General features: G+C 35.8%; 29 protein-coding genes. 10 read left to right on the forward strand and 19 right to left on the reverse strand.

Going from position 1 to position 16897, the window contains the following annotated elements; genetic code table 11:
* Positions 1–4 precede the first annotated feature (4 nt).
* The 11 genes from TYM08_RS15250 to TYM08_RS15300 all read right to left on the reverse strand — a co-directional run bounded on the left by TYM08_RS15250 (position 5) and on the right by TYM08_RS15300 (position 5841).
* A complete protein-coding gene (locus TYM08_RS15250) occupies positions 5–259 on the reverse strand; it encodes a hypothetical protein (protein ID WP_422380008.1) in 255 nt (84 codons plus the stop codon).
* Positions 260–272: 13 nt separating this feature from the next.
* Positions 273–500, reverse strand: coding sequence for a hypothetical protein (locus TYM08_RS15255; protein ID WP_422380009.1), 228 nt, complete (start codon positions 498–500; stop codon positions 273–275).
* Positions 493–969: a hypothetical protein gene (locus tag TYM08_RS15260; protein WP_422380010.1), complete on the reverse strand. Its 477-nt coding sequence runs from the start codon at positions 967–969 to the stop codon at positions 493–495. Before TYM08_RS15260 ends, TYM08_RS15255 begins: the two co-directional genes overlap by 8 nt.
* On the reverse strand, positions 966–1196 hold the full coding sequence (locus TYM08_RS15265) for a hypothetical protein (protein ID WP_422380011.1): 231 nt from the start codon (positions 1194–1196) through the stop codon (positions 966–968). The genes TYM08_RS15260 and TYM08_RS15265 overlap by 4 nt, the downstream gene beginning before the upstream one ends.
* A gap of 63 nt (positions 1197–1259) precedes the next feature.
* A complete protein-coding gene (locus TYM08_RS15270; RefSeq protein WP_422380012.1) occupies positions 1260–2648 on the reverse strand; it encodes a hypothetical protein in 1389 nt (462 codons plus the stop codon).
* Entirely contained in the window at positions 2648–2929 is a 282-nt protein-coding gene (locus TYM08_RS15275; protein WP_422380013.1) for a hypothetical protein, read from the reverse strand. Before TYM08_RS15275 ends, TYM08_RS15270 begins: the two co-directional genes overlap by 1 nt.
* Positions 2930–3086: 157 nt before the next feature.
* Entirely contained in the window at positions 3087–3581 is a 495-nt protein-coding gene (locus TYM08_RS15280; RefSeq protein ID WP_422380014.1) for a DUF1870 family protein, read from the reverse strand.
* The gene (locus TYM08_RS15285) at positions 3578–4210 is read right to left on the reverse strand and encodes a hypothetical protein (protein ID WP_422380015.1); all 633 of its coding nucleotides are present in this window, start codon (positions 4208–4210) and stop codon (positions 3578–3580) included. Before TYM08_RS15285 ends, TYM08_RS15280 begins: the two co-directional genes overlap by 4 nt.
* On the reverse strand, positions 4200–4838 hold the full coding sequence (locus TYM08_RS15290) for a hypothetical protein (RefSeq protein ID WP_422380016.1): 639 nt from the start codon (positions 4836–4838) through the stop codon (positions 4200–4202). The genes TYM08_RS15285 and TYM08_RS15290 overlap by 11 nt, the downstream gene beginning before the upstream one ends.
* Before the next feature lie 61 nt (positions 4839–4899).
* A complete protein-coding gene (locus TYM08_RS15295) occupies positions 4900–5358 on the reverse strand; it encodes a hypothetical protein (protein WP_422380017.1) in 459 nt (152 codons plus the stop codon).
* A gap of 156 nt (positions 5359–5514) precedes the next feature.
* Positions 5515–5841, reverse strand: coding sequence for a hypothetical protein (locus tag TYM08_RS15300; RefSeq protein WP_422380018.1), 327 nt, complete (start codon positions 5839–5841; stop codon positions 5515–5517).
* A 161-nt stretch (positions 5842–6002) separates the two neighbouring features.
* Between TYM08_RS15300 and TYM08_RS15305 the strand changes: the two genes are divergently transcribed.
* The gene (locus tag TYM08_RS15305) at positions 6003–6608 is read left to right on the forward strand and encodes a hypothetical protein (protein WP_422380019.1); all 606 of its coding nucleotides are present in this window, start codon (positions 6003–6005) and stop codon (positions 6606–6608) included.
* 100 nt (positions 6609–6708) lie between these two features.
* Here the strand turns inward: TYM08_RS15305 and TYM08_RS15310 are convergent, their stop codons facing one another.
* The 8 genes from TYM08_RS15310 to TYM08_RS15345 all read right to left on the reverse strand — a co-directional run bounded on the left by TYM08_RS15310 (position 6709) and on the right by TYM08_RS15345 (position 11868).
* Entirely contained in the window at positions 6709–7497 is a 789-nt protein-coding gene (locus TYM08_RS15310) for a hypothetical protein (protein WP_422380020.1), read from the reverse strand.
* A 135-nt stretch (positions 7498–7632) separates the two neighbouring features.
* The gene (locus tag TYM08_RS15315; protein ID WP_422380021.1) at positions 7633–8217 is read right to left on the reverse strand and encodes a BRO-N domain-containing protein; all 585 of its coding nucleotides are present in this window, start codon (positions 8215–8217) and stop codon (positions 7633–7635) included.
* Between the two features lie 320 nt (positions 8218–8537).
* The gene (locus TYM08_RS15320; RefSeq protein WP_422380022.1) at positions 8538–8906 is read right to left on the reverse strand and encodes an antiterminator Q family protein; all 369 of its coding nucleotides are present in this window, start codon (positions 8904–8906) and stop codon (positions 8538–8540) included.
* Positions 8887–9339, reverse strand: a complete 453-nt coding sequence (locus TYM08_RS15325; protein WP_422380023.1) for a hypothetical protein — start codon at positions 9337–9339, stop codon at positions 8887–8889. Before TYM08_RS15325 ends, TYM08_RS15320 begins: the two co-directional genes overlap by 20 nt.
* Positions 9336–9938 carry a DUF1367 family protein gene (locus TYM08_RS15330; protein ID WP_422380024.1) on the reverse strand — a complete coding sequence of 201 codons (603 nt, stop codon included), beginning with the start codon at positions 9936–9938 and terminating at the stop codon, positions 9336–9338. Before TYM08_RS15330 ends, TYM08_RS15325 begins: the two co-directional genes overlap by 4 nt.
* Positions 9928–10959 (reverse strand): replication protein, encoded by a 1032-nt coding sequence (locus tag TYM08_RS15335; protein WP_422380025.1) that lies wholly within the window; start codon positions 10957–10959, stop codon positions 9928–9930. The genes TYM08_RS15330 and TYM08_RS15335 overlap by 11 nt, the downstream gene beginning before the upstream one ends.
* Before the next feature lie 2 nt (positions 10960–10961).
* Entirely contained in the window at positions 10962–11576 is a 615-nt protein-coding gene (locus tag TYM08_RS15340; protein WP_422380026.1) for a hypothetical protein, read from the reverse strand.
* 88 nt (positions 11577–11664) lie between these two features.
* On the reverse strand, positions 11665–11868 hold the full coding sequence (locus tag TYM08_RS15345; RefSeq protein WP_422380027.1) for a YdaS family helix-turn-helix protein: 204 nt from the start codon (positions 11866–11868) through the stop codon (positions 11665–11667).
* A 120-nt stretch (positions 11869–11988) separates the two neighbouring features.
* Here TYM08_RS15345 and TYM08_RS15350 point away from each other — a divergent pair, with 120 nt between their 5' ends.
* The 9 genes from TYM08_RS15350 (at position 11989) to TYM08_RS15390 (ending at position 16881) form a co-directional block, all read left to right on the forward strand.
* Complete coding sequence (locus TYM08_RS15350) at positions 11989–12639, forward strand: LexA family protein (protein WP_422380028.1); 651 nt, start codon at positions 11989–11991, stop codon at positions 12637–12639.
* A 50-nt stretch (positions 12640–12689) separates the two neighbouring features.
* A complete protein-coding gene (locus tag TYM08_RS15355) occupies positions 12690–13565 on the forward strand; it encodes a hypothetical protein (RefSeq protein WP_422380029.1) in 876 nt (291 codons plus the stop codon).
* 237 nt (positions 13566–13802) lie between these two features.
* Complete coding sequence (locus tag TYM08_RS15360) at positions 13803–14180, forward strand: hypothetical protein (RefSeq protein ID WP_422380030.1); 378 nt, start codon at positions 13803–13805, stop codon at positions 14178–14180.
* 37 nt (positions 14181–14217) lie between these two features.
* A complete protein-coding gene (locus TYM08_RS15365; protein ID WP_422380031.1) occupies positions 14218–14451 on the forward strand; it encodes a hypothetical protein in 234 nt (77 codons plus the stop codon).
* A gap of 252 nt (positions 14452–14703) precedes the next feature.
* The gene (locus TYM08_RS15370; protein ID WP_422380032.1) at positions 14704–14871 is read left to right on the forward strand and encodes a hypothetical protein; all 168 of its coding nucleotides are present in this window, start codon (positions 14704–14706) and stop codon (positions 14869–14871) included.
* Between the two features lie 9 nt (positions 14872–14880).
* Positions 14881–15285, forward strand: coding sequence for a hypothetical protein (locus TYM08_RS15375; protein ID WP_422380033.1), 405 nt, complete (start codon positions 14881–14883; stop codon positions 15283–15285).
* A 9-nt stretch (positions 15286–15294) separates the two neighbouring features.
* Complete coding sequence (locus tag TYM08_RS15380) at positions 15295–16182, forward strand: recombination-associated protein RdgC (protein WP_422380034.1); 888 nt, start codon at positions 15295–15297, stop codon at positions 16180–16182.
* A 5-nt stretch (positions 16183–16187) separates the two neighbouring features.
* Positions 16188–16658 carry a single-stranded DNA-binding protein gene (locus TYM08_RS15385; RefSeq protein WP_422380035.1) on the forward strand — a complete coding sequence of 157 codons (471 nt, stop codon included), beginning with the start codon at positions 16188–16190 and terminating at the stop codon, positions 16656–16658.
* Positions 16659–16671: 13 nt separating this feature from the next.
* Entirely contained in the window at positions 16672–16881 is a 210-nt protein-coding gene (locus TYM08_RS15390) for a helix-turn-helix transcriptional regulator (protein ID WP_422380036.1), read from the forward strand.
* Positions 16882–16897 lie beyond the last annotated feature (16 nt).

The following is a 16897-nucleotide window of genomic DNA, read 5'->3' on the forward strand; positions in this document are numbered from 1 at the left end:
TAACTTAACCACCGAACTGGGCGTCGAACATGATGATGTAATCGCTATTGATATCATCATTACCGCAATCATTTGCAGCATCTTCGAGCTGTTGCTTAACCTGTCGATAACCCTCTGCATAATCTTCCCGCTGTCGTCGTGCCTGTTCGATTATTTGTTTATCAATCGACTGTTGCTTTTGAATACCGCTGATTGTTTGCAATGCTGAATCACGCTGCAATCGTGTTTGTATGATTGTGTTATGACTCTTGTATAACATGACACCCATTAAACTAATGATGATCACCATTAGAATCATTGGGTTTTTGAATAGAGTTTTTATTGCCGCTGTCCACATAAAATTTAAACCACGCTGAACCTGCCGTTACCATTGCAATCACAAACGCTGATTGCTCGGCGCTTGGCGTCTCTAACTGCATAAACCAATCGCAGCTTTTAAATAAAAGATTCCCAAACAAAATAGAAAACAATCGAGGGAATACACGATGCTTATTAAGCATGTCCACGTTGATAACTCTCTATAAAGTGATCAACCGTTCCTGCACCTTTGTGCGTGTTGTAATATTTTTTCCAATACTCAGCTAACGCAATCACATTTGTAGATCGGGGCAATGATTCTTTGACACGCAAATAATGAATCCTTGCCATCGCGGTTGCATACACCAGGTTAAATACTAATTGACGATGACCTTCTGTAAATCCCTCACCCATTACGATTGATAAGCATAAAACTTTACTCATTAACTCAGGCTTATATGCTAAGTAATTTTTAAAAATATCATCATGCGTGGCCGGCTCCATTTGATAAATACCCAGTGCAGGACCACCACCCAACTGCTTTAAATCTTTACCACCTGCAGACTCAGCGCACACAGTACCGATCAATAAATTCACAGCCGATTCACTATTTAAATCAAGAAAATCAAGCGTCGGAATAATCACTTCATCTTTTAATTGTTTTAAATTCATTGGTTATTATCCTGCGACGCTTTAAATGATTTATGTTTGTAATAAATACTAAATCCCAAACCTGCAACCGCACACACAATAGAAACAATACCCGCAATTGCCGTGATCTCTGGACTATGCAACCCAAGCCATGAGACTTTTTGCTCAGCATAAACACCAAGCCCGCCCGCAGTGCCGGTAATCCCTACCGCTTTACTTATAAACATTGCTCCCTCGTTGTGTGTCATGCTTTTCTTTCGCCCAAAAAAAAGCCCTCGATTAAGAGGGCGGTTAAATTAATTTTCAAACCACTACAATCTATATGGCACTTCTGGAAGCACCACAACACCATCAGAAATAGTGCCAGTGCCGGAATGATTTCGGATATAACAATTCGCTAAAGAGCTTTTCATGACACCAATTGGAGATCCAAAATCAGTACAGAATGACAACCACATTGTTACCGAGCTCCCCCAGACACCAAAAGCACCCCATTCCAAACCGCCATTATTTGGCTTATCACCATCGCTATCACCAGCTTTTGTACCAAAATGCCAAGCTCTTGTATCTTCATCAACGTGACCCACGTTAGATCCAACAGAACCTGAGAAGTAACCCCCAATTTCCGCCAATTTTGCACCTCCATGCATAGTTATCCCATTACAGGATTGCCTAGGTGTAATTGAATCAAAGTTTGTTCCTGATCCCACAGATTTACATCCAACCGCCAAAATATGAGGCGGGTAATCACCATAAACACTTCCAGCAAAACCATCTGCCCACGATTGCCCAACAGTACAATTAAAAAAAACTCCTAGCGTCCAATCCTCTATACTAAATACTGTAACGCCAAAAACATCATCAAATTCACCACTCATAGCGTACTGCGCAGTACAGTTATCTAAAACACCCCAAGACTCAGTTATAGTGGGCACGCCATTACCATCAGTGTCTTCGTAAAATCTAAAAGTACCACTTTTACCACCATAACCATCAAAGTTACGAATTAAGCACTTAGCTTTTCCACCAAGCCCCACCCCAGGAAAGTTCCGAATAACAAAAAGAGTTCTATCAGGCTTTGTTCCATCCAATCTGCGAACATAAACCAAACTCCCATTCACATATATACTATTTGGAGTCTCCGCCACTTCCGCAATACTATTTACGGGTTTTAAGTACATTTTAGATAAAAAATCATAACCCCGAATAGATTGGGTTATAGTAGAAACCCAAACATCAGTATAAGAACCCTCTAACGCCCATGATTTATGATCGCCGGTAGCACCAGCGAGCGTTGTCACCCTTCCATGCATCGCCTCAAGTGTATAGTCTACATTCATATATGTAATATTCCCTGATTGCGTTGTACTAAATCCGTAATCATAAATACCAGACATAACTAATATACGCGTTGCAACACCTGATGCCTCAACAGCTAATAATGCATCATAAATTGAGTTATAAGCATTAACCCAAGAGCTACCATCCCCCGCTCCAGTCGCATCTATATCTACATACAACTTATTTGGGAAACTAGCAGGATTTATGAAATCCTCAACTTTCTTATCACATAAAAATTGATTACCAATTTTGGTGAATGTCGGTGTTGGAAGACCTGGATTCCACCCCAACCCTGCAGGCGGCCTTTCGGAATAAAAATATGCAGAAAAATAAAAATCCGACTCTTTACTCCAACCCATTACACAATCCCCACATTAATCAAACCAGCGACATCACTATAAACCCAAGCACCACTATCACCAGACTCATTCACTTTACTGCCACGACCTTCCAAGAAAACAAATCCACTATCTGCATCAGGCTCACTAGCTTGAGAGCAAAGTTTTACATCTGATAAATATAAATTATTAACAATTAACTTTTGACCAACAGAAACACCAGCATCAGTAAGGGTGGGATGTGTATATAAATCAACCCAAGTGGATGCAGGTAATTTAATATTTGCTAACGTATCTGACATAACTTTCTCTCAGGCATAAAAAAACCCGCTCCTGAATTCACAGTGCGGGTTAGATATAAAATAATTCTTAGGGTGCAAAAAAACAAACTACCTGATAAATACTACATAGTTGGATCCAACTGATCAACTATTTTTTAAATAATTTTTCATTAACCTATTATTTGTTTTTTTTGGCTAAACGTTTATTAAAAATTTCTTCTTGGCGTGCGTGCTCGATTTGCTCATCTGTTTGTTTGTTTAACCATTTATATAAATAGCTATTTTTTAATAATGGTGCGTCACTTGTTAATGAAATATTGCCACTTTCTGCAAACATAAACGCGCACACTGCTTGATGCAAACGCCAGCTGACTTTATTGCAATCGGGATAATCCACAATAAATTGATCAAACGTGTGATACCAGCGCATTAAATGCGTGTCGTCACTTTCTGGATAATCGTCTAGTGTTTCATCAATTAATAAATTACGCATTTGCGCCAAACCGTACATTTCCATTTCAATGTCGTCAGGAATTTTTGAACGGCCTGATTCCCAATATTGCCACGATCGTGTTGAAACTTTGCCGATCAATTCTGCGGCTTCGCTCACATCTAACATAAGTAAACGACGCATCGCCTGAAGTTCAAAATTATTAAAATCTCCAGAGCTCATAAACTATCCTCCAAAATTCCATTTTCTGTAAGAAAATTTAAAATATGATCCAGTTTTATTCTCTTATCTGAAATAACTAAATAATCACCATCTAATTTTAATTTTGTGACAGTCGATGTTTTTTTGATCTTAAGCCCCTTGGGTTTTGTATTTTTTAATGATTCTTCGATAATATTTTTTTGCTCTTTAATCGTTCTGATTTTGTTGTCTGCAAATATTTGAGGAATCATTTTTGCACTTAAATCTACAAGATCAACTTTCTTTTCAATACCTGTAGCAGGGTCTATATATCGTACTGATCCTGTTGATGCAATTTTGTTTTGCTCTTCAATATTTAGCATCGACAATGCATTCAAAAGTGTTTTTTGTCCCGCGTATCCAATCACTAATTTGGGATCAATTCGATTATGAGCAATCATCGGAATATAAACAGCAATTCCTTTTTTAAGTGCAGATAGGTCAATATTTCTATTTTCTAATTCCAACCAAATTGCAGCTAAATACGTTAAATGTTTGGCTGTGTATTCAAGCGAAACAGCAAATAAGTCTTTTAATTGCTTGGTATTGAGTTTTGATAGATTTTCAATTTCTGGTAACTGGTTATTTCTAATATCAATATTAGTCATCATTATTCTCTTCTATGTTTGTTATTTTTTGATCTAAGATTCGAAGTCTGCTTAATTCTTTTCTCTGATAATGCATTCTAAGCGCTCTACGAGAGCGCTCTATATACTTGGCATATTTGACTGGATCTGTTTCTTTTAAATTTTGGACATACTTAGATCTCCATTCACTTGTTGCTTTATTTTCTTTTGATTTAATTAGCTTCTGTTCTTTTTGAGATAGTTTTGAAATTCGCTCTAACTTTTTTTCATATCGATGTTTATTATAATTTTCATCGCTTTCTAATCGTTGTTGATACCGTTTTTTATTGTGATCTGGATCATCAGCGACCTGTTTTATATATCGTTTTAAATGTTTGTTGTTTATCTGTTGCTTTCTACATATTTCAGAACATGTGTTACGTTTTACACTAAAACTATCATCATTAATTTTACCACCACAAATCACGCACGGTCCGCGTCTGCATGTTTTACACGCAAGTATTAATCCTTTTTTTAATGATGTTTGATCAATTTCAACTGTGTTACCGCAAGCGCATTTGCACAGCCAAATTTTTACATTATTTCGACCATGCTTCACTAAGGCAACATTTTTAATCACAGTTAAATTGCCAAAATGTTCACCTGACATCATATTTACAACTCCAACTTAAGGTCATCTAAGGAACAAAAGCCCCGTAGGGCTTGGTGTTTAGTTATTTTTCTGACCAGTCACCGCATTCGTCTTGAATCCAATCTTCTGGGTCGTTTGATGCTAAAGTGATATTGTTTGCGTCAATTGTTAAATCTCTTAATACTGTCCACACTTCAAATAAGTCATTTTTTGTTTTGATCGCTTCGCAGTATTCGTTGATTTCTTCAAGTTCATCTTTTAAATCTGAGTCATCAAAATCGCTTTCACAAATTTGATCAATCAATTCAAGTACGCGATCCGCACCGCCATCAACTGAAATTGTAAATTTAGGATCAGGGCGTGAATAATCGTTACCCAAATAACCGTTGCCCGCTTGAAACATTGCGCAAAAAGTTTGATCACCAATTTCAATATCACAAAAAATATCCGCTTGATGTAATACATAATCGCTTGAGAAGTTTGAAGAAACCACTTTTGAGTTGTGGTAGTTGTGATCGAAAGAAGTAGTTGAAATATTCATAATGTGTCTCGCTTTAATTTTGCTTCGAGCCGTTCTCGTAAGCTATGTAGGTATATTAGTTCGCAATCACGAACAATGCAAGCGATTTAATTAAATAAATGTAAAATAATTTTCAAGCATAAAGTGTGGGCGGATAATACAGAAAGAATATTTTGTTTAACTAATAACTTCCTCCAACTCCAACACTTCGCCATACCAGTCAACCAACTCAAGTATGGCGTCACTGCTCATCTCTACTCGATCAATGTAATATGAAGTCACTTCTTTGAGTTCTGCTATGGAATCAAACTCGATCAACTGACCTGCCAAACATCCGCTTGTTTTATTACCTGCTTCGTCATAGTTGAATACTGAAATATTGACTTTGAATTGACATTCTTTATGCCCTTCTACTTTACAGTCCCACCCACGGTACTCATAAATAACCGATTTAGATCCGTTTTCTGTATAAACATCCATTTTTCTAGCTTTTTTTAAGTTCATTGCTTTCCCTTAACCTCGTTATTCCTTTTGTTGATTAAAATTGTCATATTAATTTATAAGCATAAAGTGTACCTGTCTAATAATTGTCACCCCCTAAGATAATAGTTTAATATAGCGCTCCCAGATAAATAGGGGAAAATCATTTATAAAAGGTATTTACTATGAAAGACACAGCAAACCATATAATAAAAGAAAAAATCAAACACCCTTTCTGGTCCGGGTTTATAATAGCTTGGTGCTTTCTTAACTGGAAGGTATTCGTGGATTGCATCTTTAAATTTTCCGAGATAGATTCGAGCTACTTAACCGACAACCTTATTGGTATAAATGATAGTGCTCTATTTTTTGCAATATCAATTGGATTATTCAATGTAATAATTTCTCCAATTCTAAATGATTTTTTAAATTCATTAGCAATTAGCATTCAAAATAGAATTAAAAAAATGTATATATTTATAACAAATGAAAGAATTGTAACTAAGAATGAATTAGAAACATACAATGCAGATTTAAACAATAAAGAGGTTGCGTTTGAAAAAATATCAAATGAAAATGATGAATTATCATCCAGTATAAATATTTACAAAAACGATAATATATGTATCAAAGAATTTTTATTTCAACTCAATAGAGACTTAAAAATAATAGATAATGCACCCATGAGAGATGAAGAGGATATTGATGACCTTCAAAAAAGAATAATTTCACTTTCTAATTTTGTAAAAAACAATGAAGTACAAACCATACTTTCAAGAGAAAAAGCTTAACCCCCCACCCCCCCTTGAAATATCAGTAAAGAAATAAAAAATACTTTGTTTTCCTGTTTTGGTCTACTTTTGTAGGTTAAAACAGGAAATGTGTAACTATTTAAGAGTTTGACGTAATCACAGCAAGTACAACCACAATTATAATCACTATAATTACTAACATCCCTTTCGAGCTAACACCTTCAGTTGAAGAGTTATTGCTTTCAGCAATCAAATCATAACTATTAAGTTTTTCTAATAATAACTCACGCTTATCTTTTTTAAATTTTTCGAAGTCATTTTTCAAGCTTTCTAGCTCTTCTTTAGCATCTTCAACATCTGATATTGCTGATTCTAATTCATCCTCATATTCTTCCAAGTCTGAGAAGTCTGATTTTTTTAGCTTCATTTCTTTTAATAATTTCTGATTTTTGGTTAACTCTTCTTTGGCATCCAAAATACTGTCTTTATAATATTCAGTTTCTTCTTTAATGGACTCTGAAAATGATCTAACTTCTTCAGATATTTGAGCTTTTTCAATATTGAATTTTTCTAATACTTCCCTTAGCACTTGTTTTGCATCAACTGTATTTAATTCGACATCACCAAGATCAATATTATTTCGGTTCTTCTCTTTTTCCTCTTTTTCCTCTTCCTTAGAAACTGCTTGGCTAATTAACTCACTTAATCCGTCCTTAGTTGGATTGGGTGGGATGACAATATTTAAATCTCTGGCATATGCTATTTGTTTTTCTGTTGCAGGGTCAGGTTTTAATTTGATAATTTCAATAACAGTGGTTTCGTCTAATTTAGCTAGATTTCTTGCCTCTTCTTCCGTTTTCGCCTCATAAACTCGCGTTCTCATGCGGTTTGTTTTGATGCCTTTGCCTTTGATCTCATATTTTGGCATAACTATTATCCATTAAATTAAAACCACCATTTAACTAAATAACAACAACACCCTCAAGTACTTTATGCGTTTATGAATAAATTCATCTTATTACACCCGAGACGGTCAATTTGACCACCTCGGGAAGTTGGGCCATTAATACTTACTAATCGCCTGTATTCGATCCAACTTCGCTCGATAACTCTCAGTCAAATGCATCAAGGTTCTAACCTCAGACATCGACCTAGCAATTGCGCCTGGCTTAATGATGATTTCCTTACCTTCGTTTGCCTTTAAAGCATGAAGTAATTTGTTTATTTCCATGGACCAACCGCAATCGTGCAATTCTTCAAATTTTAATAAATAAGGGTATTCAACCGGCTTAACTTCTCCGATCACAAGTGGAGCTTCTTTTTCAACTAAATTATCAAGGACATCTAAAACCCAGCGTCTGAATTCTTTAGCCTTGTCGGTACGTGAAAACATGGCAATTAGATGACAGCCTCTTGGAGAGAAAATACGGCTACAGGCCAGTAAATTCGACGAGGGGGTCAAATTGACCACCTCGGTCATATCGGGGGTAAATTCACTTTCATTTCGATTAAAAACTTTAGTCAATGATCGAGAATCTTTATAACCTAAAGCTAGGCTTAATTGAGAAGCTGTGAGGCAAGGTTGATTGTTATGATTTAGGATTTTTAGCTCGGTTGAGCCAAAAGAAATGGTATTTGGGATTGTCATTATTGATAACCTTTTGTGTAAGTTTTATTAAAACCCAACACCAAAGGTTGCAATCTATGGTGGTGGACTGAACAGGGTTGCAACAACTGCCACAAAAGAAACAGCCCACTCGAAAGTGGCCCCGTCCAGCCCCCCATAACGAGGACGAACAGTCACACAGACACGCAAAAAAGGCGTATCAGTGTCTTCTAATGTGAAAGCGGGGTTGCAATCCCGACACCTGATTTTGCAGGTGCAAATAAATTATACCTTTATAATTAAGGTATGTTCTACCATTTTTGGTAGGGTAATGACTTTTGGTAGGTAGTTTACTTTTCATTCTAAGCACCCTCACCCAAAATAACCTCTAACGCCAAATCAAACCAAACCTCACCACTTCTGGCTATACTTGCAATCTCTTTGCGGTTTAATCCCATCACTCGCGCCACTTTGGATGCATTGCCCTCACTTAAATAATACCAATACAGCACATTGCCCAATTTTGGATTTCGTTTAATTAACTTCCCCATCAAGCCATCTATGATCAACGCTAAATCGTCTGATATTGTCGTATCTCTATGATCAGACTCTTGTGGTCCAGCAGTGGCTGATACTGACTGCCAATTAATATTCAGCCCCTTATTTTGCTTTGCCCATATTGCCCACTGCTCAAGCAAAACAATTGTTTCTCTATTGGCTAAGTGCTCCATATCTCCCCCATGCTAAATATCCAAAATAGGCAGCTGAACGGCTGTCTTCATTACTTCGCTTATTCCAGCCGGTTACCCTTTCGAAATGTTCTTTTTGTTTCGCCCAATTCCCCCTTTGCGGTGGATACAACACGTAAGGGATCTTGTAGTAATCAAACAATCTTTGAAGCTCAACTTGCGCCTGTTGGCATCTGCCCGTATTCATGGCAATTGTGGATTGAATTTTCTTGTTTTTATTTTCGTTGCGCTTGTACACAAACTTATTGCTCATGACATCTTCTAGGGCGCATATCAATTCTTCATCGGCCATTTGATTTTTAATGTCGTTTACCAGGTGTATGGTTTCTTTCATGTCTAACGATATTAATTTACCGTTTTTGTAATACGCCACACCGTGTTTTTGACAATCTGGATCTATACCAATGACAATCATAAATTCACCAACATCGTGTTTATTGCGTTATCCGCTTCGGCTTGATTTTCAAATTTATGATTCAAGATATATTTCCAACAGACAGAAAATGCAGCTTTATAAAATTCTGTAAATTCCTCTTCAGATATTGCATTGAAATTAATGGATTTAGGCACCTTACGGATCCCCTTTGGTGTGACATGTAATTCATACCAACCCGCTTCAAGTTTGATCCACTCATGCAACATTTTTTTAGTTTTTTGAGGTTCCTCTATTTTGCTTTCACGACTTGCACGCAATTTTTTTAAAAACTCATGACATTCATTCGTAACCCAAGAATCTTGTTCGTTTTTAGAATTTATATACGTTTCAAATTTTTTAATGGTGACCACTTCAGATGCATTCAACAACCCGTCCATTGGCTCCCAATAATCAAACGTAAGATCGATCAAACCTGACCAGTATTTTTGGTGTTTTTTGAGCGTTCGTGCCTTCTGGCGCGTGCCAACAAACTTCATCGAAGAGTGCGCCTTAATTCGACTCGCTTTCTCAATATCAAACGTGGTGCACGGTCGAAATGTGCCATCGCTTTGTTTTATCATCATGATTTCAATCGTCATGTAACCACTCCCCTTCGATTGGTTGATCTTGGTATGCGGGTGTTTGATCAAATGTTTCTTGGTGTGAATAATCATCTGCCCAGCTAGTGTCATCGATATTTCGCAACTGCTGTCGAACCTCTTCACGCTGAGGGTTTCCTGAAATCGATGGATTCGAATTCATTGGTATGTACGGGATTCTCCAACGGTATTCTCGAATAAACTTTGTAATTCCCACCACGTACTGGCCATTGCCGTTTGTTTGCCACTGCGAATCCAAAACAGCCGCTCGCTTAAGCCAATCAACCGCCAATTGAATTTCGGATTCTTCGAGTTTTTCAGATTTCCACGTTTTCCAAGCTTGCTGATAATTTCCACCACGACGATGCTCTGGATATTGGTTAAAAAATTCTTTGAATAATTCTGGTGTGACTTGCCGTTTTTTCTTTTCAGGAATATTTTCTAAATTTTGATTTAAGGTACATATATCTTTTATCTTCTTATTATTAAGTTTCTTCTTATTGTGTGTACCAGATTCGGTACTTTTTTGTACCATTTCTGGTATTGGGCTGTACCGTTCTTGGTACAAATTTGTACCAGATTCGGTGCACCCTTTTTTATTAATATTTGTACCAGATTTGGTACAGTTTGATTTTGGTTTTTCGGTTTCTTTCCACTCAGAAATAACTGGATTAATACCGATCTTCTTTCCATCTTTTAATAAAATTTTCCGCTTAATCAATTCCAGTCTTGATCGACAAACATGGCTTCTTGCTATGTTTGTTATTTCTGACAATTGAGAATCACTAATCCAATCTGTCTTCTGATGAAATCGAAACGTTTTTAGCATCACAGCGTCTATAATTCGTCTTTCATAACCATTTAATTTGGTTTTGGCCAACTGCTCGAGTAACTGATTAGCAAGCCTTAAAAAGCCATTTTCAATATTAGCTTCCACGACTGTCCCCCTTTCGCTACTTTGAACGTTTTGATTGGGCCTAGGAAATGGAACAACATTATTTGTTGAAGGTAACTGGCTCATAATTAACCCACTAAGGTGCTTAAATCATTCTTTGAAAATGCAGCAGGATTAGATTGCATAAGTAATTCAAGCGCCTCTAATTTTGTTGCAATATCTTCTCTTAATTCAATTTCTGCTTTGTGTAGTTGCTGGTTGGTAGGGTTGTCACCCAATTGAAGGACAGCCAATTGAGCTTCGGTGGACTCTTTGATCATGGACTCAGTGATAGCAAAACGATTTAACTTTGAATCCCCCTTGTTTACATTGGCAGTACTAAAACAAGCAGTTGAATCTTTATAAACTTCGTTTAGGTATGAGATACGAATATCTTCAGGCATTGCACCCACAATCCCCTGCTCAACAAAAAATAAACGCGCAGGAGAACGCTTAGCCCCGTTATCCATCACCCCCAACCATCTAAATATCTTTTGGCGGTTTGTATTAACATCGGCAAATACATCACCGGTATTCATAAAGAAGATGTCTTCTATTTGAAGTTCACTATCTAAGTTTGTGCGCTTAAATTCTTCAACAATACTTTGAGCCACTAATGATTGATTAATACCTGGTAGGTCCAACCATTTTTGGATGTGTTTATTAAGAATCACTAACCTGTGTTTTGTGTTTATCATTTTCATTTAACCCCGTAACTTTTATATTTATATTGCATTTGATAATCATTCTTTTGATTTTCAAGAAAAACCGATTGTTAAAATTGATGACTAATTACTCTTTGTTGTGATCCGCCAGTAACTCTTCTACTGTCACTTTATTATCAGTAAGAGCAGAAATGCGCTTAATGTATTTTGCGGGGGCTTGACCTCTTACATGCAACCAATTCCAAACATTGGCCTGTTTGATATTTAAATGATTAGCAAGAGCAGTTTGACCACCGATGATTTCGGTAGCGTTTTGAATAGCAGTTAGCATTTTTTTACCTTAACAAACAACTTAAAGTTGTATTAGATTACAACTTTAAGGTGTTTGTCAATACAATCTTAAATTGTAAGAATGTATTTCTTATATACCTTCAGTATTAGAGTATGAATAATGACGTTAGCAACAAGGTTTAAAGCTCGTAGAATGGAGTTAGAGTTAACTCAAAATGATATTTCTAATAAGCTGGCAATTTCGCAGCAGGCACTTCAAAAAATTGAAAGTGGCGAGACCTTAAGACCAAGAAAAATTGAAGCAATAGCAGAGATTTTAAAATGTTCGCCTGAATGGCTTTTATATGGCTCAAAAGATTCCAATATTTCAGTGCAAGAATCCACCAATCTATATAGAGCTGCAACATCACTAAATGAAGTTCCTTTGATATCATGGGTTCAAGCAGGTGGCTGGGCTGAAATTGTAGATAATTTTCACCCAGGTGATGCAGAAGAATGGAGACAAACAACAGCAAAAGTGAGTAAGCATGCATTCGCTCTTCGTGTTGTCGGTGATTCAATGACGAACCCTTTTGGTTCACCATCGATACCAGCAGGGTCAATAGTGATTGTTGACCCTGAAGCCGAAGCGATAAATGGATCGATTGTTGTAGCAAGACTTGAAAACAGCACTGAAGCAACGTTAAAGAAATTAGTAATAGATGGCAATGACCGACTATTAAAACCCTTAAACCCAGATTTTAGCACCATCCAAATTGACGAAAAAACAACAATTGTTGGTGTTGCTAAAAAAGTAGAGATGGATTTATAGGAATAAACATCTTAAAACAATTTAGATCTAGATGATCTCGAGGAAATATTATGAACGAGCAAACTAAAACTTCTTTTAAAGTAATACTTGATGGTGAAACCTATAACGATCATGAAATTCAAATTTTTACTTTTGCAAAATCACTCAAAGCTATAGGAGAATTACTTTATGAGACTAGCGCTGAAATTAATGGTAGTCGAGATGTAATTGATGTAAAAGTAAATGCTGACTTTATACCGGGTTCATTTGGATTTGTTATTGATGTTTTTCAGAATTTAGAAATTAAAAATGTTGTAGAAGCCGTGGGTTTTGTTAAAGCGGTAGGGGCAGCATCTGGAGTAGGCGGTTTATTGTCACTAATGAAGAGTTTGAAAGGCAAAGATGTTGAAAGTTACACTAACACTGATGGTAGCGCTACTATTGAAACTGAAGATGGCAATAAAGTGATATATAAAAAAGAAGTTGTCAGTCTGATAAAAAATACAAACATTAGGAAAAGCATGGATTCACTCGTTCGAGAGCCTTTATTGGAAAAAGGAACGAATAATTTTAAAATAGAATCATTGCAACAAGATGATAATAGTGAAATATTAATTACAAAAGAAGATATCCATTCATTTGTTAAATTAAAGACAAGCGATTATACTGATGAAAAGACTATACCAGAAGATAAGACTATAATTTTTGTTGCTGCTAACATTAATTCTTCGGTCGGCTGGAAGATAGACAACAAAGCGCCTAAAAAAGGTGAAAAAAAGGAAATTCCAATTAAAATGACTGATAAAGAGTTTATTTTAAAATTAAAAGAACAAAACATTGAAGCGGCGCATATTTTTGGAAAACCTTTCAAGGTAAGGTTTTTGACTATAAAGAAAACAGTAAACAAGAAAACCACAACCACTTTTGAGATATCAAAAGTTTACTAGGCCAATTTATGCTTTTTGATTTGATATACATTTTTAGCTGGCTAGTCTGTATTTTCGTCGGAGGGCTTCTTGGTTATCGAATAGTTAGTTTTATTTTCATTTTTTTCTTTGGCACAAAATATAACTTTGTTATAAAAGATAAAAATGGTAATGAAAAGAAAATCGTCAAGTATGTTAAAGATTTTTCAGATTTAGAAGATTTTATTTTGGAATCTTATAACAATAGGCATAAAAAGGATGACTAGCCAAACTAATAAAAAACAGAAAGACATGACGCCAAGTGGATCTCTAAGGATGATAATAAATGCAACTTTATCATTTGCAATTAATTTCGTGGTAATCACAAATGAGTGGGCTAAAGAAACATCTGAGTTTTTAATTTATATCATCCCCCCTATATCAATATTGATTAGCGAAGGTGTACTATGGCTTTTATACATTATAAAACCAGCAAGTTCTGAATTATTACGAAAAAGATGGCAACTTAAAAATAGTATTAAGAAAAAGAAGTGGTTGCTGAATAAATATGCTGATGATATGCCAAGTCAAGATAAGGAAGAGATTAAAATTGGGATAAATTCTTTAATTTTTGAACTTAATAATACATACAAATAAATCTGGTCGTGATTTAGGAACAGGCGGAGAAATCAATATGAGCAATACTGTTAACAATACATCAAAAATAACTGCATTAAACGCTTATAAAGCAAGCAGAGATTTAGAAAATTCAGCTGAACTAGAGGGTTTAACATGCGCTAGTCCGTTTGATGCTAAGTACGAAATTAAGAAATTAAATGATATGGGCTTTAACGCGATCAGTAAAAAGCCTTTGGCAGACCTATCTGAAGATGCAATTAATAACTTTAATCAATTTTTAAATGCTTAAATAAAAGTTGAAATTTATAAAACCGCCATTGAGCGGTTTTTTTTCGCCTAAAGGATAGTAAAAGGGTTAAAACTACAATAATAACCCTTCAAATCCCTCAAAATAAGAATTAATTTTGCATAACTGATACATCAATTTGAAAAACTTAATCCTGAAATACAACTTAAATTAAATAAAACAATTTAAAGTTGTTGACATAAATACCACTTTAAGTTGTAATTAGTCTCGTTATCAACAAACGGGACCACTCAAATGTTTAAGAACCTAATCATAAACAAAACCGCTAACTCAGTTCGTCGTCAGTCTTACTTTTCGACCTCTGATGACAACGCAATACGCCTAGTTCGCTACAAGCGCAAAAAAGCAATCAAAGCTGCAAACCCTGATATTCGCTTCCCTCTTGAATTCCAAGAAGCGTAAGGATTGAAAATGATTGTTGCGACTCCTGAAATTTCTAAATTCAAAAACAACGCTGATGTCGTACCCAACGCTATTCAAAAGCAATGGATGCAAACCGTCCTTAGTTATGCGAATGAATTTGGCAACGTGGTACCAGGATCAGGACGAACTCAAATACACCATGTTGTTGGCCGTACTTATGTACAGAACAAAACCCCTATAGGCCATTGGTTCATATTACCAATGCCAGCCCAACTACATGATTCAGGAAGTAACGATCCGCTGAATGTCACCCATTACAGACATCGCTTTACAGATCAATACGGCAAACAAACCACTTTATTTAAAACCATGTGTTTATTGATCGAAGCAAAGGGATGGCATGTGCCATTTTCTAAAACTGTTTGGATGAATATTGAAGATACAAATTATTAGGAGAAGAACATGTTTAGAAATGCAGTTAGTTATAGTTTTAATGAAAATTTCACATTAACAATTGATCAAATTGAAAATGCTTTAAGCACTAAGCCAAAGCGTTCACTAAGTAGCCAAGAGATTGAATCATGGGCAGCTGAAGAATTTATCAAAGGTGATGATCGTTACTGTTTAGATGCAACCAATGGCTTCATTTTATTTAAATTTAACATTCAAACTCGTGTTCTACCTGCTCAAGTAGTGAATAAAGCAGTAAACGATAAAATTGAAATAATCAAAGAAAAAGAGCAAAGAAATATTTCAAAAAAAGAACGCGCTGAAATTAAAGAAAACATTCTTTTTGAATTAATTCCAAGATCTTTCATAAAAGAAAAATGTGTTAATTGCATGGTATCGACTAATGATCGTCGTTTAATTGTTGATACACAAAGTTTCGCCATGGCAGATGAAATCACTTCATTATTAAGATCATGCTTAGGCTCATTGGCGATAACACCATTAAGTGCTTTGTATCATATCCCCGAAACAATAACCCAGTGGCGTAACAAACCACCTGCAGACATAGAGTTATTAGAAGAATTTCAATTAATCAGTTCACTTGATAGAACTATCAAGGTAAATCATAAAAACACGAGTCTTTATTCAAACCAAGTCAATGAACATATTGAAGAAGGTATGATTTTAAAATACGTAAGAATGTCATTTGATGAAAAAATCGAATTTACATTAGATGATTTATTTTTGCTTAGAAAAATTAAATTTGCAGTTGAACCAGAAAATAAAACAGAAGATGAATATGAAAATATTCAATCACAAGCGTTCCTAGAATCAAAAGAATTAAATTTATTATTGGATAAAATCATTGCCAATATAAGTTCAATTCCTAACAGGGCTTAAAGATTATGGCAAAAGGCAGTGTAAACAAAGTAATTATTGTTGGTCGCTTGGGGAAAGACCCTGACATTAAAGCGACCGCGAGTGGAACACAAATAGCCACTCTCTCAGTCGCAACAACTGAGTTAGGTCGAAAAGACCCTGCAACAGGCGTGCGCGGTCCAGATGAGACCGAATGGCACAGAGTTGTATTGTTTGGATTCTTAGCTGAAAACGCAGCCACTTATTTAAAAAAAGGGTCGCGTATCTACATCGAAGGTAAATTAAAAACCCGCAAATGGACAGACAATATTGGAATTGATCGATACACAACTGAGGTCACTGGATTAGAAATGCAATTCCTTGGAAACAAAGCAGCGAATCAAGCTGTTCCAGGTAATCAGCAACCTCTACAGAAAAATAACAACCAGCAGAATAATCACCCCCAACCTGCAGAAGGAAATGGGTTTGACGATTTTGATGACGACATACCATTTTAAAAAGGGGATTAAAATGTCAGAACTAAGCAAAGGGTTTTTAAACACTAAAGATTTAGCAAAGCGTTACCGTTGTTCAAATCAAACCATCTTTAGAAAAGTTTCAAAGGGCGCACTACCCCAACCCGCCATACAACAAAACGGGGCAAGTAATTTATGGCGTATTGAAGATATTGAACAATTCGAAGATAAAAGTTTTATAAATTCAAATCCTGTTGAGCATTAGATTAAAAATTTAAACA

Origin of the sequence: Marinicellulosiphila megalodicopiae (assembly GCF_045862395.1) — a bacterium.
In the GTDB taxonomy this organism is placed as follows: Bacteria; Pseudomonadota; Gammaproteobacteria; order Pseudomonadales; family Natronospirillaceae; genus Marinicellulosiphila; species Marinicellulosiphila megalodicopiae.

Excerpts from the sequence above, each read along its gene's own strand:
- TYM08_RS15285 (WP_422380015.1), bottom strand. The coding sequence starts at position 4,210 with ATGATGACTAATATTGATATTAGAAATAACCAGTTACCAGAAATTGAA.
- TYM08_RS15375 (WP_422380033.1), top strand. The coding sequence starts at position 14,881 with ATGATTGTTGCGACTCCTGAAATTTCTAAATTCAAAAACAACGCTGAT.
- TYM08_RS15390 (WP_422380036.1), top strand. The coding sequence starts at position 16,672 with ATGTCAGAACTAAGCAAAGGGTTTTTAAACACTAAAGATTTAGCAAAG.
- TYM08_RS15265 (WP_422380011.1), bottom strand. The coding sequence starts at position 1,196 with ATGACACACAACGAGGGAGCAATGTTTATAAGTAAAGCGGTAGGGATT.
- TYM08_RS15250 (WP_422380008.1), bottom strand. The coding sequence starts at position 259 with ATGTTATACAAGAGTCATAACACAATCATACAAACACGATTGCAGCGT.
- TYM08_RS15325 (WP_422380023.1), bottom strand. The coding sequence starts at position 9,339 with ATGATTGTCATTGGTATAGATCCAGATTGTCAAAAACACGGTGTGGCG.
- TYM08_RS15315 (WP_422380021.1), bottom strand. The coding sequence starts at position 8,217 with ATGACAATCCCAAATACCATTTCTTTTGGCTCAACCGAGCTAAAAATC.
- TYM08_RS15270 (WP_422380012.1), bottom strand. The coding sequence starts at position 2,648 with ATGGGTTGGAGTAAAGAGTCGGATTTTTATTTTTCTGCATATTTTTAT.
- TYM08_RS15290 (WP_422380016.1), bottom strand. The coding sequence starts at position 4,838 with ATGATGTCAGGTGAACATTTTGGCAATTTAACTGTGATTAAAAATGTT.
- TYM08_RS15275 (WP_422380013.1), bottom strand. The coding sequence starts at position 2,929 with ATGTCAGATACGTTAGCAAATATTAAATTACCTGCATCCACTTGGGTT.
- TYM08_RS15335 (WP_422380025.1), bottom strand. The coding sequence starts at position 10,959 with ATGAGCCAGTTACCTTCAACAAATAATGTTGTTCCATTTCCTAGGCCC.
- TYM08_RS15365 (WP_422380031.1), top strand. The coding sequence starts at position 14,218 with ATGAGCAATACTGTTAACAATACATCAAAAATAACTGCATTAAACGCT.
- TYM08_RS15340 (WP_422380026.1), bottom strand. The coding sequence starts at position 11,576 with ATGAAAATGATAAACACAAAACACAGGTTAGTGATTCTTAATAAACAC.
- TYM08_RS15370 (WP_422380032.1), top strand. The coding sequence starts at position 14,704 with ATGTTTAAGAACCTAATCATAAACAAAACCGCTAACTCAGTTCGTCGT.
- TYM08_RS15360 (WP_422380030.1), top strand. The coding sequence starts at position 13,803 with ATGACTAGCCAAACTAATAAAAAACAGAAAGACATGACGCCAAGTGGA.
- TYM08_RS15320 (WP_422380022.1), bottom strand. The coding sequence starts at position 8,906 with ATGGAGCACTTAGCCAATAGAGAAACAATTGTTTTGCTTGAGCAGTGG.
- TYM08_RS15350 (WP_422380028.1), top strand. The coding sequence starts at position 11,989 with ATGACGTTAGCAACAAGGTTTAAAGCTCGTAGAATGGAGTTAGAGTTA.
- TYM08_RS15260 (WP_422380010.1), bottom strand. The coding sequence starts at position 969 with ATGAATTTAAAACAATTAAAAGATGAAGTGATTATTCCGACGCTTGAT.
- TYM08_RS15280 (WP_422380014.1), bottom strand. The coding sequence starts at position 3,581 with ATGAGCTCTGGAGATTTTAATAATTTTGAACTTCAGGCGATGCGTCGT.
- TYM08_RS15255 (WP_422380009.1), bottom strand. The coding sequence starts at position 500 with ATGCTTAATAAGCATCGTGTATTCCCTCGATTGTTTTCTATTTTGTTT.
- TYM08_RS15380 (WP_422380034.1), top strand. The coding sequence starts at position 15,295 with ATGTTTAGAAATGCAGTTAGTTATAGTTTTAATGAAAATTTCACATTA.
- TYM08_RS15355 (WP_422380029.1), top strand. The coding sequence starts at position 12,690 with ATGAACGAGCAAACTAAAACTTCTTTTAAAGTAATACTTGATGGTGAA.
- TYM08_RS15345 (WP_422380027.1), bottom strand. The coding sequence starts at position 11,868 with ATGCTAACTGCTATTCAAAACGCTACCGAAATCATCGGTGGTCAAACT.
- TYM08_RS15330 (WP_422380024.1), bottom strand. The coding sequence starts at position 9,938 with ATGACGATTGAAATCATGATGATAAAACAAAGCGATGGCACATTTCGA.
- TYM08_RS15305 (WP_422380019.1), top strand. The coding sequence starts at position 6,003 with ATGAAAGACACAGCAAACCATATAATAAAAGAAAAAATCAAACACCCT.
- TYM08_RS15310 (WP_422380020.1), bottom strand. The coding sequence starts at position 7,497 with ATGCCAAAATATGAGATCAAAGGCAAAGGCATCAAAACAAACCGCATG.
- TYM08_RS15385 (WP_422380035.1), top strand. The coding sequence starts at position 16,188 with ATGGCAAAAGGCAGTGTAAACAAAGTAATTATTGTTGGTCGCTTGGGG.
- TYM08_RS15300 (WP_422380018.1), bottom strand. The coding sequence starts at position 5,841 with ATGAACTTAAAAAAAGCTAGAAAAATGGATGTTTATACAGAAAACGGA.
- TYM08_RS15295 (WP_422380017.1), bottom strand. The coding sequence starts at position 5,358 with ATGAATATTTCAACTACTTCTTTCGATCACAACTACCACAACTCAAAA.